The organism is Actinoplanes sp. NPDC021490 (assembly GCF_055562135.1).
This window is the reverse complement of the sequence record NZ_JBVHFW010000008.1, coordinates 152,663-167,326: the sequence shown is the minus strand read 5'-3', so window position 1 is coordinate 167,326 and position 14,664 is coordinate 152,663. Positions and strand designations below refer to the sequence as shown.

General features: G+C 70.8%; 12 protein-coding genes. 7 read left to right on the top strand and 5 right to left on the bottom strand.

Translation table 11 applies throughout. The features are described 5' to 3' along the window. Positions 1-144 precede the first annotated feature (144 nt). The 3 genes from ACZ3I4_RS22465 to ACZ3I4_RS22455 all read left to right on the top strand — a co-directional run bounded on the left by ACZ3I4_RS22465 (position 145) and on the right by ACZ3I4_RS22455 (position 4,131). A complete protein-coding gene (locus ACZ3I4_RS22465) occupies positions 145-2,631 on the top strand; it encodes a tetratricopeptide repeat protein (protein WP_465383937.1) in 2,487 nt (828 codons plus the stop codon). Between the two features lie 53 nt (positions 2,632-2,684). Next, positions 2,685-3,224 (top strand): hypothetical protein, encoded by a 540-nt coding sequence (locus ACZ3I4_RS22460; RefSeq protein WP_465383936.1) that lies wholly within the window; start codon positions 2,685-2,687, stop codon positions 3,222-3,224. Positions 3,225-3,288: 64 nt separating this feature from the next. Further along, a complete protein-coding gene (locus tag ACZ3I4_RS22455; protein ID WP_465383935.1) occupies positions 3,289-4,131 on the top strand; it encodes a class I SAM-dependent methyltransferase in 843 nt (280 codons plus the stop codon). A gap of 4 nt (positions 4,132-4,135) precedes the next feature. On the opposite strand, the gene ACZ3I4_RS22450 is transcribed toward ACZ3I4_RS22455, so the two are convergent. From ACZ3I4_RS22450 to ACZ3I4_RS22430, 5 genes are read right to left on the bottom strand one after another with little or no spacing between them, the layout of a single operon-like run. Next, positions 4,136-4,765 carry a hypothetical protein gene (locus ACZ3I4_RS22450; RefSeq protein ID WP_465383934.1) on the bottom strand — a complete coding sequence of 210 codons (630 nt, stop codon included), beginning with the start codon at positions 4,763-4,765 and terminating at the stop codon, positions 4,136-4,138. A gap of 7 nt (positions 4,766-4,772) precedes the next feature. Then, entirely contained in the window at positions 4,773-5,660 is an 888-nt protein-coding gene (locus ACZ3I4_RS22445; RefSeq protein ID WP_465383933.1) for a carbohydrate ABC transporter permease, read from the bottom strand. Beyond that, a complete protein-coding gene (locus ACZ3I4_RS22440; RefSeq protein ID WP_465384115.1) occupies positions 5,660-6,610 on the bottom strand; it encodes a carbohydrate ABC transporter permease in 951 nt (316 codons plus the stop codon). Before ACZ3I4_RS22440 ends, ACZ3I4_RS22445 begins: the two co-directional genes overlap by 1 nt. A gap of 11 nt (positions 6,611-6,621) precedes the next feature. After that, entirely contained in the window at positions 6,622-7,941 is a 1,320-nt protein-coding gene (locus ACZ3I4_RS22435; protein ID WP_465383932.1) for an ABC transporter substrate-binding protein, read from the bottom strand. A 12-nt stretch (positions 7,942-7,953) separates the two neighbouring features. After that, positions 7,954-8,988, bottom strand: coding sequence for a LacI family DNA-binding transcriptional regulator (locus ACZ3I4_RS22430; protein ID WP_465383931.1), 1,035 nt, complete (start codon positions 8,986-8,988; stop codon positions 7,954-7,956). 229 nt (positions 8,989-9,217) lie between these two features. On the opposite strand from ACZ3I4_RS22430, the gene ACZ3I4_RS22425 reads away from it, so the two are divergent. From ACZ3I4_RS22425 to ACZ3I4_RS22410, 4 genes are read left to right on the top strand one after another with little or no spacing between them, the layout of a single operon-like run. Further along, positions 9,218-10,465 carry a Gfo/Idh/MocA family protein gene (locus tag ACZ3I4_RS22425; protein WP_465383930.1) on the top strand — a complete coding sequence of 416 codons (1,248 nt, stop codon included), beginning with the start codon at positions 9,218-9,220 and terminating at the stop codon, positions 10,463-10,465. Between the two features lie 6 nt (positions 10,466-10,471). Continuing rightward, entirely contained in the window at positions 10,472-11,884 is a 1,413-nt protein-coding gene (uxaC, locus tag ACZ3I4_RS22420; RefSeq protein ID WP_465383929.1) for a glucuronate isomerase, read from the top strand. After that, complete coding sequence (locus ACZ3I4_RS22415) at positions 11,881-13,158, top strand: enolase C-terminal domain-like protein (RefSeq protein ID WP_465383928.1); 1,278 nt, start codon at positions 11,881-11,883, stop codon at positions 13,156-13,158. Before uxaC ends, ACZ3I4_RS22415 begins: the two co-directional genes overlap by 4 nt. Beyond that, positions 13,149-14,600, top strand: coding sequence for a mannitol dehydrogenase family protein (locus ACZ3I4_RS22410; RefSeq protein ID WP_465383927.1), 1,452 nt, complete (start codon positions 13,149-13,151; stop codon positions 14,598-14,600). Before ACZ3I4_RS22415 ends, ACZ3I4_RS22410 begins: the two co-directional genes overlap by 10 nt. Positions 14,601-14,664: the final 64 nt, after the last annotated feature.

Sequence of the window (14,664 nt, the reverse complement as noted above, 5' to 3'; positions counted from 1 at the left end):
GCCGGCCGAATCCGGATGATTCCGGAGCTCGACAGATAGCGAAAATTCGCTGACGCGTTGATCAGGGCGAATGCCAGAACGGCAGATAATGACAAGAGTCCGCCAGGCGACAACGCCCCGACGCCGGATAACTAGCCTCGGGGAATGGCGAGTCCTCCCGATCCGGCCCGGGCCGGCAGTATCGACGACGTCGTCGAGGGGTTGCGGCTGCTGAAGGCGTGGGCCGGTGGCCCCTCGTACGAGACGATCACCAACCGGATCAACGCGTCCTGGATCGCGTCCGGGCGGCCGGCCCGCGAGCTGGCCCGCCGGTCCACTGTGGCCGACTGCTTCCGCACCGGCCGGCGGCGGCTCAACGAGGACCTGGTCATCGCGGTGGTGCAGGCATTGCATCCCGACCTCGGATATGTCGTCCAGTGGCGGCACGCGCTGCGCACGGTCGCCGGGGACAGCGAGGCCGCCTCCCAGGTTCGGGTCCACCGCGGTCTGCCACCCGATCTGCCGAACTTCACCGGCCGGATTGCCGAGCTGGAGATCCTGCAGCGGGCCGCGCGGGACGGCGAAGCGGTAGTGATCTCGGCGATCGCGGGCATGGCCGGCATCGGCAAGACGCAGCTGGCCGTCCATGCCGGGCACCGGCTGCACCGGTCCAAGCCGTTCGACCTCATTCTCTTCGTCAACCTCCGGGGCTTCGACCCGGAGCAGCCGCCGGTCGACCCGGCCGCGGTCCTCGACGGGTTCCTGCGCCTGCTCGGTGTGCCGGGGCAACAGATCCCGTACGAGCTCGACCGGCGCGTCGCGCTCTACCGTTCCCGCCTGACAGCTGTCAACGCGCTGGTGGTGCTCGACAATGCGGCCGGCGCCGGGCAGGTCCGGCCGCTGCTGCCGGGCACGCCGGGGTGCCTCACGTTGATCACCAGCCGGCGCAGCCTCGCCGCGCTGTCTCCAGCCACTCACCTCACCGTGGACGTGCTCCCCGCGGAGGAGGCGGTGCGCCTCTTCGACTCCGCGGCACCCACTGGCCAGGATCAGGAAGCGGCCGCCCGGATCGCCCGCCGCTGCGGGTATCTGCCGCTTGCGCTCAGCCTGGTCGCCGGGCACATCCGCCGGACGCCGGGGTGGACGCTGACCGACCACGCCGACCGGCTCGACGAACGCCACGCGGAACGACGCCTGGAATCCGAGGTCGAGGCCGCCCTCGACCTGTCGTACCGCCGTCTTCCGGACGACCTCCGCGGGCTGCTGAGGCGGCTCGCCCTGCACCCCGGGCCGGACTTCGACGCCAACGCCGCGGCGGCGCTGGACGACAGCGACCTGCTCACCGCCCAGGGCCGCCTCGATCGGCTGCTGATCGACCACCTGTTGCAGGAGGTCTCGGCCGGCCGCTACTCCTTTCACGATCTGGTTCGCGCCTACGCTCTGAGCCGGGCCCGCGACGAGGATCGGCCGGAGGTTCGCCGCGTCAGCCGGGAACGGCTGTTCGACCACTACCTGACCGCCGCAGCGGCCGCGGTAACCACGCTGTACCCGATCGGTGCGTACTCCAGGGTGCCGATCCCGCCGGCTTCGACGCCCACCCCCGCCCTGGATGACCCGAAATCCGCCCGGGACTGGCTCGAGACGGAACGGGCGACACTGGTCGCCGTGGCCGCGCAGGAGTCACCCGCGCATACCGTCGCCCTGGCCCGGGTGCTGTTCGTCGTTCTGAGCGGCGGCTATTCCGGTGAAGCCGTGGCAGTGCACAGGCACGCCCATCGGGCCGCTCTGCGCACCGGCGATCAATCGGCGCAGGGACACGCCCTGACGGACCTCGGCGTTGCACACCGGGAACTGGGCCGATACGGCGAAGCAGCGGACAGTTTCCGGCGCGCGGCCGATCTGTTCCGGCGGGCCGGGGACCTCTGCGGTCAGGCGCGCGCTCTGGGTTGCCACGGGGTGGTCTTGCAGAACACTGGCCGATACGCCGCCGCCAATGACTATTTTCAGCGCTCGCTGCGACTGTATCGGCGCGGCGGTGACAAGGCGGGCGAAGCCGGGGCGCTATGCGGGCTGGGCAACCTGAATTTGCTGGCTGGACACTCCGCCACGGCCGCCGACTTCTACCGCCGGTCACTACCCTTGTTCCACCAGGCCGGCGATCGATTCGGTGAGGCATGTGCCTGGCATGGCCTCGGCGACCTGGAGAGGCGGGCCGGGGAGTACAAGACGGCCGGCGACCTCCTGCGAATGGCATTGCACAGATATCAGGAACTCGGCCAACGCGACGCTGAAGCGGAAGCGCTGGCCAACCTCGGAGACCTGCACACCCGGCTCGGCCGGCCGGACAAGGCGGCTTCCCACCAACGCCGCGTTCTGGCCATCACCCGCGGCACGGGAAACAGACTCATGCAAGCTGGGGCGCTGAACGGTCTGGGCGAAGCCGCCGCGGCCGCCGGCCGCCACCGCGACGCCCTCGCAAACCACGGCGCCGCGCGCGCCGTCGCCATGGAAATCGGCGCCCGGTACGAGGAGGAACGCGCGGACACCGGGCTCGACTGCGCCCGCCGCGCCCTCGAGATCGGCCGATCCAAGACCGAGAAGTCCTCTGCTGTCACCACCTCGACAGCAGCGCCCACATCACACGGCACCTGAGGGAGGCCGGCCGACGGGTTGGCAGCAGCCCGCCCGCCGGGGAAAGTGGCTTCATGACGTGCATCGTCGGGATCACGGACGGCCGGACCGTCACCGTTGGCGGCGACTCAGCCGGCAGCGACGGGTGGCACGTCGCGGTGCGGTCGGATTCCAAGGTGTTTCAGGTCGGGCCCTACCTGATGGGCTTCACCACCAGCTATCGGATGGGTCAGCTCCTGCGCTATTCCCTGGACGTCGGCGAGCCCGACACCTGGGACGTCGACCGGTTCATGGCCACCACGTTCATCGACGCCGTGCGCGAGTGCCTTTCCCGCGGCGGCTATGCGAGGACCGAGGACGGCCAGGAACAGGGTGGGCAGTTTCTGGCCGGCATTCACGGCCGCCTCTATGTGGTGGGCGACGACTACCAGATCGGGCACACGATCTCGGGTTATGCCGCGGTGGGGTCCGGCTACCTGGTCGCTCTGGGGTCGCTGCACTCCACGGCCAAGTCGCCCGTCGGCAGCCGGCAGCGCGCGGTGATGGCGCTGGAGGCGGCGGCCGAACTCACCGAGGGTGTGCGACCGCCCTTCACGGTGGTGCAGTCGGATTGATCGGCGGGTCGATCCGGCGGAACGGCCGTTGTTGGCGGCCGGTGCGCGGGCCACACTCACCGGCGTGGACCTGACTGAGCAGGCAGCGAGAAGCGCGCGGGTCGCCGCGGTGTTCGACCGGGTCGCCGACGTCTACGACACGGTCGGCGTCGCCTGGTTCACGCCCATCGCCCGGGGGCTGGTGCGTCTCGCGGCGCCCGCGCCCGGCGAGCGGGTCCTCGACGTCGGGTGTGGACGGGGCGCCGCCACGATCGCGGTGGCCGAGGCGGTGGGCGCCGGCGGTCACGTCACCGGCATCGATCTGTCGCCACGAATGGTCGAGGTGGGCCGGGCCGACATCACCGCCCTCGGTCTGCGCAACGTCGACCTGCAGGTCATGGACGCCGGTGCGCCCGCGCTGCCGGCGGCGGGCTACGACCTCGTGGTGTCGTCGCTGGCCGTCTTCTTCCTCCCCGATCCGCGGGCGGCTCTGACGGCGTGGCGGAGCCTGCTCGTCTCCCCCGGCGGCCGGCTCGCGATCTCGACCTTCGGACCCCGCGACCCGGTGTGGGAAGCGGTCGATGCGACCTTCCAGCCTTACCTGCCGGTCGGCATGCTCGATGCCCGGACGACCGGCGCCGCCGGCCCCTTCGGCAGCGACACCGGCGTCGAGGAGCTGGTCAGCGCCGCGGGATACACCGACGTACGCACGACGTGCTTCGATCTGGACGTGACCTTCGCCGACGTCGGCCAGTGGTACTCGTTCAGCCGATCCCACGGTCAGCGGGCGATGTGGGACGCCGTCCCGGAGGCAGCCCACGACACGGTCAGGGCGGCCGCCGGCCGGCACCTCGAGCAAGCCCGCGGCGCCGACGGTCGCATCCATCTGAATCAGCAGGTGCGCTGCACCCTGGCCGCCGTGCCGTGACGGGTCAGGCCCGCTCCAGTGTCGCCGGGGCGATGCGCCGCAGGACGGTGTGCACCGCGAACAGCGCGTATCCCGCCAGCACCGGCACCAGCGCCGGGTGGATGAATGCGGCCAGCATCGCCGCGACCAGCACCACGCCGGTCGCGGCGGGCAGGGCGCCGGGGCGGGCCGCCACGAACGTCCGGGCCCGGCGCAGCGCCCCGGCCCCGGACGCCCGGTCGGACCGGCCGGAAGAGCCGGCCCCGGACGCCCCGTCGGACCGGCCGGAAAGGCCGGCCACCAGGGCGGCGAAGCCGGCGCCGAGCGCCGCGACGACGGCCAGCACGGCGACGACGAGACCGCCGCCGGGCACGGCCCCGCGCCGCAGCGCCGCCACGTCGATCGCGATCAGCGCCCCGGCCACCAGCACCAGAGGTCCGGCCCAGAGGCCGGGCCACAGCCGCGCGCGGAAGGCGGACAGGCATTCCGCCGCGGTCGGCCACCGGCCGATGGTCAGCAGCTTGTCCAGAGCCGCGCTGCCCGTGCCGACCGCGGCCCCGGCCGTCACGATCGGCAGGCAGGCCAGCGTCACCAGGATGCCCAGCAGGGCCAGGTCGGCCGCCAGCCGCAACGAGTCGCGCCAGTCGTGGGGCATCAGCGTGTCATCCCTTCAGGCCACTGGTGTTGATGCCCTCGACCAGCAGTCGCTGGAAGGCCACGAAGAACAGGAACACCGGGATCAGCGACAGCAGCGACATCGCGAACATCGGACCGACCGCGCTCTCGCTGGTGGAGTCGATGAACAGAGTGAGCGCCACCGGCGCGGTGTAGTCCTTGAGCTCGGACAGGAAGACCAGCTGGCGGAAGAAGTCGTTCCAGGTCCAGATGAACGAGAAGATCGCCGTCGTCACCAGGGCCGGACGGGACAGCGGCAGAATCACGTGCCGGAAGATCCCGTACGGGGAAGCGCCGTCGATCACCGCGGCCTCGTCCAGCTCGCGGGGGATGCCGCGCATGAACTGCACGATGAGGAACACGAAGAACGCTTCGGTGGCCAAGAAGGCCGGCACCAGCAGGGGCAGGTAGGGCCAGTCCCCGCCGACCCAGCCGAGGCTGCGGAACAGGATGTACTGCGGGATGATCAGCACGTGCCCGGGCAGCAGCAGCGTGCCGATCATGAGGCCGAACCACACGCCGCGCAGCCGGAACCGCAGACGTCCGAGCGCGTACGCCGCCAGCAGGCACGAGATCGTGTTGCCGAGCACGGTCAGCAGCGAGACGAGCGCGCTGTTGAGGAAGAACCGGCCGAAGCTGACGTCGAACTTCGTCCAGCCCTCGGTGAAGTTTCCGGGGGTGAACTCGCGCGGGATCAGCCCGATGTTGCTGACGATCTCCGACGGTGACTTGACCGACGTGCCGACCATCCACACCAGCGGGTAGAGCACCACGGCCAGGATGACCAGCAGCACCACCAGCCGGATGATCGGGCCGCGGCGCGGCGGCGGCACCCGGTGGGCGGCGGGTGCGGCCCGGTGGGCGACAGAGCTCATCACCGCTCCTCGTTGTCGGAGTAGTGGACCCAGAACCGGCCCGTCGAGAACAGCAGCACCGTGATCGCGCCGATCACGAGCAGGAACACCCAGGCCATGGCCGACGCGTAGCCCATGTCGAGCTCGACGAACCCCTTGATGTAGAGGTTCAGCGTGTACATGAGCGTGGAGTCGACCGGCCCGCCGGTGCCGTTGGAAAGCACGAACGCGGCCGTGAAGCCCTGGAAGCCGTTGATCGTCTCGAGCACCAGGTTGAAGAAGATGACCGGCGAGAGCATCGGCAGCGTGATGTGCACGAACTTGCGCCACGGGCTGGCCCCGTCGACCGAGGCCGCCTCGTACAGCTCGGAAGGCACCTGTTTGAGGCCGGCCAGGAAGATCACCATCGGGGCGCCGAACTGCCAGACTGCCAGCAGGATCAGCGTGTACAGCGCCCAGTCGGGGTCGTTGACCCAGGGCAGGCCCTCGATGCCGAACAGCGCCAGGAACGAGTTGAAGGCGCCGTCCCGGTTGAACATGCTGACCCAGACGATGGCCAGCGCGACGCTGCCGCCGAGCAGCGAGGGCAGATAGAACAGCCCACGGAACAGCGAGATGCCGCGCATCGTGCGGTTGAGCAGCAGGGCGACGCCGAGCGCGGCGGCCAGTTTGAGCGGCACCGCGACCAGCGCGAAGGTGACGGTCACGGTGACCGCGTGCCAGTACGACTGGTCGGCGGTGAACATTCGCCGGTAGTTGTCCAGCCCGACCCAGCTCGCGTCGCCCAGCGAGATCAGCGGGCTGTAGTCGGTGAAGCTCAGATAGAGCGAGATGAGCATCGGGACGGCCGTGATGCCGAGCAGGCCCAGCAGCCACGGCGAGAGGAAGACGTATGCGGCCAGGTTCTCCCGGCGCCGGCGAACCCGCCGCCCCGGCCGCGGGGCGGCGGGGGCAACGGGGTCGGCGGTCAAGGTCGAGGCGGTCACGAGGCGCCGATCGCCGCCTTGGCGGCGCTGACATACGCCGCCGCGGCCTGCTCCGGCGTCTGCCGTCCGTAGACGACCTCCTCGGCCACCCGGACCAGCTCGGAACGCACCTTGCTGTGGCCCTGCGGCGGCACGGTCGGCGGGTTCGGCCCGAACTTGGCGCCCAGCTCGTCCTGGACGGCGATCGTCTGCTTCATGTTGGGGTCGCTCACGGTGGCGGCGATCTGCTTACGGATGTCGGTGTTGGGCGGCAGGCCACGGTCGGTACCGAGGATCTTCGCGGCTTCCGGGTCGTTGGCCAGGAAGTTGATCACGTCGACCGCGGTGTCCTTGTGCTTGCTGCCGCGGAACGCCGACAGGTACAGCGACGCGCGCGCCCACTGCACGCTCGAATCGCCCGGGTAGGCCATCAGGCCCAGCTCGTCGTCGGTGTTCTTCTTCAGCTCGGGCATCTGGTTGGTCCAGACCCACGACGTGCCGGCCTTGCCGGTGACGATCAGCTGCTTGCTGACGTCGCTGGCGTTGCCCTCGTGGATGACGTCCGGCGTCGGCGTGGCGCCCTTGGCCCGGGCGTCCTTCCAGAGGGTGAACCACTTGGTCATGTCGGCCTCGTCGAAGCCGAGTTGCTTGCCCGCGTACAGGTCCTTGCCGTTCTGCCGCAGGAACACCCAGAGCGCCTGGTAGACGGCGCTCGCGTCCTGGGTGCCGGGCAGCTTGGCCTTCTTGGAGACGTCGGCCGCCCAGTCGATGAACTCCTCCCAGCTCATCCCGGTCTTCGGCTCGGGCAGGTTGAACTTCTCGAGCAGGGTCTTGTTGTAGACCAGGCCCTGGGTGTTCTCGCCCATGGCGACGCCGGACAGCTTGCCGTCGACCTTGCCGTACTCGAGCAGGCTCTTGGGAAACTTGGTGACGTCGAGCTTGCCGCTGTCGGCGTACGGGGTCAGGTCGAGCGTGACGCCCCGGCCCGCGTACTCGGAAATGTAGTTGTCGTCGATCTGGAAGATGTCGGGCGCGTTGCCGCCGGCGGTGAGTGTGGCCAGCTTGTCGAAGTAGCCCTGGTTTCCCTGCCAGGTCTTCTTGAACGTGACGTCCGGGTGCTTCTGGGTGTAGAGCGCGAGCGCCTGGTCGGTCAGCTCGGCGCGCTTCTCGGCGCCCCACCAGAAGATCGACAGTTCGGTCTTTCCGGAGTCGCCGCCCTCGTCGTCACCGCCGCAGGCCGCGGCGCCGAGCAGGAGCGGAACTGTAAGGGCGGCGGCGAGTAGCCGGCGCCGGGTAGTACGTTGAGCGGGCGTGACCGCCCGCGTGATGGGCTCCATGACGCTTCTCCTTCAGGAAGCGACACCTCCGGGGGCGAGCGCGTCGCCCGGGTCCGCAGGGCTGTGCGGACCCGGGCCCCGCCCCGTCGAGTCGCGTATGACCAGTTCGGTCTGCAGATGTATCTGGGCGGTGGTGCGACGGTCGTCGCCATGCGCGAGAAGCATGTCGACGGCCGCCCGACCAGCGGCGGCGGTGGGGGTCGCCACCGTGGTCAGCTTGGGGCGGGTGAGCCGGCTGAGCATGATGTCGTCGATCCCGACGACACTGACGTCGGCGGGCACGCGTGCCCCGGCGGCCAGCAGACCCTCGATGAGACCGATCGCCATGAGGTCGTTGTAGGCGAGCACGGCGGTGGCGCCGGCTCGCAGCACGTCCTCGGCGACCGTGAGACCGCCGACCTCGGTCGGCGGGTTGGGGCCGATTATGGCGAGCTCGGCCCCGGCGGCCTTGGCGGTCGCGGTGGCCGAGCGGCGGATCTCCCGGCTCGTCCACGACCCGCGCGGGCCGCTGAGCAGGGCGACCCGGCGGTGGCCGAGCCGCGTGAGGTGCTCGATGGCGATCCGGGCGCCGCGCGCGACGTCCATCACCACGGCCGGGATGCCGGCGATCTGCCGGTTGACCACGACCAGCGGCACCTCGCGGCTGAGCTGCTCGATCAGCGCGTTGCTCATCCGGGGGCTGACCAGCAGCACGCCGTCGACCTGCTTGGCCAGGGCGCGCACCACTTCTTCCTCGACCGCCGCGTCCTCGTTGGTGTCGGCGACGAAGATGTGGTGGTCGTGCTTGCGGGCCTGACTTTCCGCCGCCTTGATCAGCGGCGGGAAGAACGGGTTGGCGATGTCGGCCACGATCAGGCCGATGTTGTAGGTGCGGCCGGTGATGAGCGCCCGGGCGGCCCGGTTGGGCCGGTATCCCAGCTGCTCGGCGCAGGCCAGCACGCGGGTGCGGGTGTTCGGGTTGACCAGGTGCGGCGCCGAGAACGTGCGGGACACCGTGGAGATGTGCACGCCGGACGCCCGCGCCACGTCGCGAATGGTGACCGCCATACGAACCTCCCCATCCTGTGTCCCGGGTCACGTGATGACAGCCATTAATGCAAGCGGTTGCACAACTGTCAATGGCGTTCTGTTGCGGAGAGGTTGCAAGCGGGCACTTGATACGCGCTCTTACTCGGGCAAATCCGGACCAGTCCGGGCAGGGACATTGACGACATGGGATCGACCGGCCTAACTTCCCTGCAAACCTTTGCCGCCCCGGAACGCCGGGAGGGACCCCATGACCCACCGCCGCCGCATCGCCGTCATCGGCACCGGCTCGCGTGCCGAAATGTTCATCCGCGCGGTCACCGACGACCACGCCGACACCGCCGAACTGGTCGCCCTGGCCGACGTCAACCAGTCGCGCATGGACGTCCACAACGGCTGGCTCGACCGGCCCGTGCCGACGTACCAGGCCTCCGATCTTCCCCGGATGCTGACCGCCGAACGAGTCGACGAGCTGATCGTGACCAGCGTGGACAGCACCCACGCCGGGCACATCGTCACCGCCCTCGAAGCCGGCTGCGACGTCATCACCGAGAAGCCGATGACTGTGGATGCGCCGGGCTGCCGGAGCATCCTCGACGCCGTCGAGCGCACCGGCCGCCGCGTGCAGGTCGCCTTCAACTACCGGTTCAACCCGGTTCACGAGGTCGTCCGGACGCTGCTCGCGGGCGGCGAGATCGGCGAGATCGGCTCGGTCCACTTCGAATGGCTGCTCGACGTGCGGCACGGCGCCGACTACTTCCGCCGCTGGCACCGCGACAAGGCGAACTCCGGCGGCCTGCTCGTGCACAAGTCGGGTCACCACTTCGACCTGGTCAACTGGTGGCTGGGCGCCGCGCCGGCCGAGGTCTTCGCGTCCGGGCGGCTGTTCTTCTACGGCGACCGGGGCCACGGCCGCGAGCACCCGCGGGAACGGTTCGCGCTCGACCTCACGGCCGACCCGCGTCTGCGGGCGCTCTACGTCGATCCCGCGGCCGAGGACGGCTACCACCGCGACCAGGACGTGTTCGCGCCCGGCGTCACGATCGAGGACGACCTGGCCGTGCTGGTCCGCTACGACACCGGCGCCACCATGACCTACCACCTGACCGCGTACGCCCCGTGGGAGGGCTACCGGCTGATGGTCAACGGCAGCAAGGGCCGGCTCGAGCTCGAGGTGATCGAGAGCGACCACGTCAGCCCGGCCGCGGCCGGCATGGTCAAGCAGGGCGCCAGCCCCGAGTCGGGTTCGGTGACCCTGACCATCCGGCCGTACTGGACACCCCCGTACGCCGTCGAACTGCAACCGGTCGGCCGCGAGGGCCACGGCGGCGCCGACAAGCGGATGACCGCCGTGCTGCTGGGCGGGCAGACCGACCCGATGAACCGGTCCGCGACCGCCCGCGACGGCGCCCTGGCCCTGCTCACCGGCCTGGCCGCCAACCGGAGCCTGCGGGACGCCGCCCCCGTGCGGGTCGACGACCTGCTCAAGAAGGAGTAACCACCCGTGCCCGACCCCATCTTCGTCACCGACCCGCGTCACGCCGGCCTGGCCCGTGATCTCTACGCGGTGGCGCGCGACCTGCCCCTGATCAGCCCGCACGGCCACGTCGACCCGGCGCTGCTGGCCGACGACGAGCCGTTCGGAGACCCGGCCCGGCTGCTGATCGTCCCCGACCACTACGTCACGCGGATGCTGCTCAGCCAGGGCATCCCGCCCGACCGGCTGGGTGTGCCCCGGCGCGACGGCGGCCCGGTCGAGACCGACCCCCGCGTGATCTGGCGCCTGCTCGCCGCGAACTGGCACCTGTTCCGCGGCACCCCGTCGCGGCTGTGGCTCGAGCAGACGTTCCGCACGGTCTTCCAGGTCGACATCCCGATGACCAAGGACACGGCCGACGACCTGTACGACGCGATCGCCGCGCGCCTGGCCGAGCCGGGATTCCGGCCGAGGGCCCTGTTCGAGCGCTTCGGCATCGAGGTGCTGGCCACCACCGAGTCGCCCACCGACGACCTGGCCCGGCACGCCAAGCTGGCCGCCGACGGGTGGGGCGGGCCGGGCGGCCGGGTGATCACCACGTTCCGCCCCGACGACGTCGTCGACCTCGAGCGCGACGGCTGGGCCGCGAACGTGGCCCGGATGGGCGAGCTGGCCGGCGAGGACCCCACCACGTACGCCGGCTACCTCTCCGCGCTGCGCAAGAGGCGCGAGGCGTTCATCGAGGCCGGCGCCACCTCCTCGGACCACGGGCACCCCACCGCCCGTACGGTGGAACTCTCCCCCGCCGACGCCGCCAAGCTCTACGAACGCGGGTTGCGCGGCGAGGCGTCGGCGGCCGACGCCGAGACGTTCCGCGCCCACATGATCCTCGAGTTCGCCCGGATGTCGATCGACGACGGCCTGGTGATGCAGCTGCACCCGGGCGCGTCGCGTGACCACAACCGCCCGCTGTTCGCCGCGCACGGACGAGACGTGGGCGGCGACATCCCGCAGGCGACCGATTACGTTCACGCTCTGCGGCCGCTGCTGGACGCGTACGGGATGGATTCCCGCCTGCGGGTGGTGCTCTACACGCTGGACGAGACCGCGTTCAGCCGCGAGCTGGCCCCGCTGGCCGGGGGCTATCCGGCGCTGTTCCTGGGCGCGCCGTGGTGGTTCCTGGACACGCCGGACGCGATGCGCCGGTTCCGGGAGGCGGTCACCGACTCGGCCGGCTTCTACAACACGGCCGGGTTCGTCGACGACACCCGGGCCTTCTGTTCCATTCCCATTCGTCATGACGTCGCGCGCCGGGTCGACGCGGCCTATCTGGCCTCGCTCGTCGTGCAGGACCGGCTGCCTTTCCCGGAGGCGGCCGAGACGATGGCCGACCTCGCGTACCACCTGCCCAAACGGATCTTCAAGCTGGAGAAGGCATGACCACCATCACGGGCGTCGACGTGCACGACGTGCGGTTCCCGACCGCCGCGGCGGGGGACGGCTCCGACTCGATCAACCGGGGCGACTACTCGGCCACATATGTCGAGCTCTCGACGGACGGTGGGGTGACCGGCACCGGGTTCACTTTCACCAACGGCCAGGGCAACGAGATCACCTGCGCCGCCGTACGGGCCCTGGCCCCCTCGCTGATCGGCGTGGACCTCGCCGCCGATCCGTTGCAGTTCCTGCGCTCGCTGACCGCCCACCCGCAGCTGCGCTGGATCGGGCCCGAGAAGGGCGCGCTGCACATGGCCACCGGCGCGGTGGTGAACGCGGCCTGGGACGCGCGGGCCAAGCTGGCCGGCAAGCCGATGTGGCAGTTCCTGGCCGAGCTCCCGACCGAGGACCTGGTCGCCTGCGTGGACTTCCGGCACATCTCGGACGCGCTGACGCCCGACGAGGCCGCCTCGATTCTCGACAAGGGCCGGGTCGGGCTGTCCGAGCGTCTCGAAGAGCTGCGCCGCGACGGCTTCCCGTCGTACACGACCAGCGTCGGCTGGCTGGGCTATCCCGACGACAAGGTGCGGGCGCTGACCCGGCAGGCGTACGCCGAGGGCTGGCGGGCCATGAAGATGAAGGTCGGCGGCCCGATCGAGGACGACGTGCGGCGGGCCGGGATCATCCGCGGCGAGATCGGCCCGGACGCGTTGCTGATGATGGACGCCAACCAGATCTGGGGCGTCGACGAGGCGATCGCCAACATGGCCCGGCTGACCGAATTCGATCCCTACTGGATCGAGGAGCCGACCCATCCCGACGACGTGCTCGGTCATGCCCGCATTCAACAAGCCGTTTCCCCCGTACGGGTCGCGACCGGTGAAGTGGCGGCCAACCGGGTCATCTTCAAGCAGCTGCTGCAGGCCTCGGCGATCGGCGTCATGCAGGTCGACGCGTGCCGGGTCGCGGGCGTCCCCGAGGTGCTGGCCGAGTTGCTGCTGGCGGCCAAGTTCGGCGTGCCGGTCTGCCCGCACGCGGGCGGCGTCGGGCTCTGCGAGCTCGTCCAGCACATCGCGATCTTCGACTATCTGCGCGTCGGGACGTCGCTGGACGGCCGGATGGTCGAGTACGTCGATCACCTGCACGAGCATTTCGCCGATCCGGTGCGTACGAGGGAAGGCCGTTATCTGCTGCCGGAGGCGCCGGGTTACAGCTCGGACATGCGGCCCGCCTCGATCGCCGAGTTCTCGTTCCCGGACGGTCCGGCATGGAGCTGAGCCGTTCGTCGCTGTCGTCGGTGCCGGCCGCCTCCCGGCCCCGGATCGCCGCCCCCGCACCAGGAATCGTCCACCTCGGGCTGGGCGCCTTCCACCGGGCCCACCAGGCCGTGTTCACCGAGGACGCGATGGCCGCGGCCGGCGGCGACTGGGGCATCGTCGGGGTCGCGCCGCGCTCGCCGCAGATCGTCGACGCCATGCGGGCGCAGGACGGGCTGTTCAGCGTGACCACGCTCGACCCGGCGGGCAACAGCACGCGGGTCGTCGGCTCGTCGGCCGGGCAGCTGCGGGCCGCCGCCGACCCCGACGCCGTGGTGGCCCTGATCGCCGACCCGGCCATCAAGATCGTGACGCTGACCGTCACCGAGAAGGGCTACAAGCTCGACGCGGCCACCGGGCGGCTGCTGCTCGACGACGACCTGCGCGCCGACCTCGAGACCGGCCGTCCCCCGCACACCGTGCCCGGCCTGCTGATCCGGGGCCTGTGCGCGCGGCGGCGGGCCGACGCCGGGCCGATCGCGCTGGCCAGCTGCGACAACCTGCCGGCCAACGGGCACCGGCTGCGCGGGCTGATCGACAAGCTCGCGGCGGCCACGGCGATCACTGACTGGGTGCGGGAGAGCGTGACGTTCCCGGGCTCGATGGTCGACCGGATCGTGCCGGCCACGACGGCGGAGACGTTCGCGGCGGCGGCCCGGGCCCTGGGCGTACGGGATCAGGCCGCGGTGAACGGCGAGCCGTACTCGGCGTGGGTGATCGAGGACGACTTCCCGGCCGGACGGCCCGCGTGGGAGCGGGCCGGTGCGGTGCTGACCGACGACGCCCGGCCCTGGGAACGGCTCAAACTGCGCACTCTCAACGGGGTGCACTCGGCGATCGCCTATCTCGGCGCGGTCGCCGGCCGGACGACGATCGCGTCGGCTCTGGAGTTGCCGGGGATGCGCGAGGTCGTGCGGCAGTACATCGCTTCCGACGTGGCGCCCAGTTTTGTCCCGCCGTCCGGGGTCGACACCATCGCGTACGGGGAAGAGGTTCTGACCAGGTTCGAGAACCCGGCCATCGAATATCAGACCGTGCAGGTGGCCATGGACGGCTCACAGAAGATGCCGCAGCGGGTGCTGCAGACGATCCAGGACCGGCTCGCGGCCGGGGCGGTGCCGCGCTGGGGCGCCCTGGTGGTGGCGGCGTGGATGCGGTTCGTGCAGGGAGTGACCGACGACGGGCAGCCCCTGCCGCTGAACGATCCGCTGGCCGACCGGATCCGGGCCCGGCTCGCGGCCGCCCCCGCCACCCCCGACGGCGTGGCCGGCGCGCTGCTCGGCCTGGACACGGTGTTCACGCCGGCGCTGGCCGAGAACGCCGAGTTCCGCGCGGCGCTCGTCGAATGGCTGACCGCCTTCGAGAAGCACGGGGTGTCGGCGACCCTGGCCGGTGCCGCGTGACGGCGCGGGTGGCGCCGATCGGCGCGAACGGGCACTGGGTGCCGGCGACTCCGGCCGGTGCCGC

Excerpts from the sequence above, each read along its gene's own strand:
- ACZ3I4_RS22465 (WP_465383937.1), top strand. The coding sequence starts at position 145 with ATGGCGAGTCCTCCCGATCCGGCCCGGGCCGGCAGTATCGACGACGTC.
- ACZ3I4_RS22460 (WP_465383936.1), top strand. The coding sequence starts at position 2,685 with ATGACGTGCATCGTCGGGATCACGGACGGCCGGACCGTCACCGTTGGC.
- ACZ3I4_RS22450 (WP_465383934.1), bottom strand. The coding sequence starts at position 4,765 with ATGCCCCACGACTGGCGCGACTCGTTGCGGCTGGCGGCCGACCTGGCC.
- ACZ3I4_RS22445 (WP_465383933.1), bottom strand. The coding sequence starts at position 5,660 with ATGAGCTCTGTCGCCCACCGGGCCGCACCCGCCGCCCACCGGGTGCCG.
- ACZ3I4_RS22435 (WP_465383932.1), bottom strand. The coding sequence starts at position 7,941 with ATGGAGCCCATCACGCGGGCGGTCACGCCCGCTCAACGTACTACCCGG.
- ACZ3I4_RS22430 (WP_465383931.1), bottom strand. The coding sequence starts at position 8,988 with ATGGCGGTCACCATTCGCGACGTGGCGCGGGCGTCCGGCGTGCACATC.
- ACZ3I4_RS22425 (WP_465383930.1), top strand. The coding sequence starts at position 9,218 with ATGACCCACCGCCGCCGCATCGCCGTCATCGGCACCGGCTCGCGTGCC.
- ACZ3I4_RS22415 (WP_465383928.1), top strand. The coding sequence starts at position 11,881 with ATGACCACCATCACGGGCGTCGACGTGCACGACGTGCGGTTCCCGACC.
- ACZ3I4_RS22410 (WP_465383927.1), top strand. The coding sequence starts at position 13,149 with ATGGAGCTGAGCCGTTCGTCGCTGTCGTCGGTGCCGGCCGCCTCCCGG.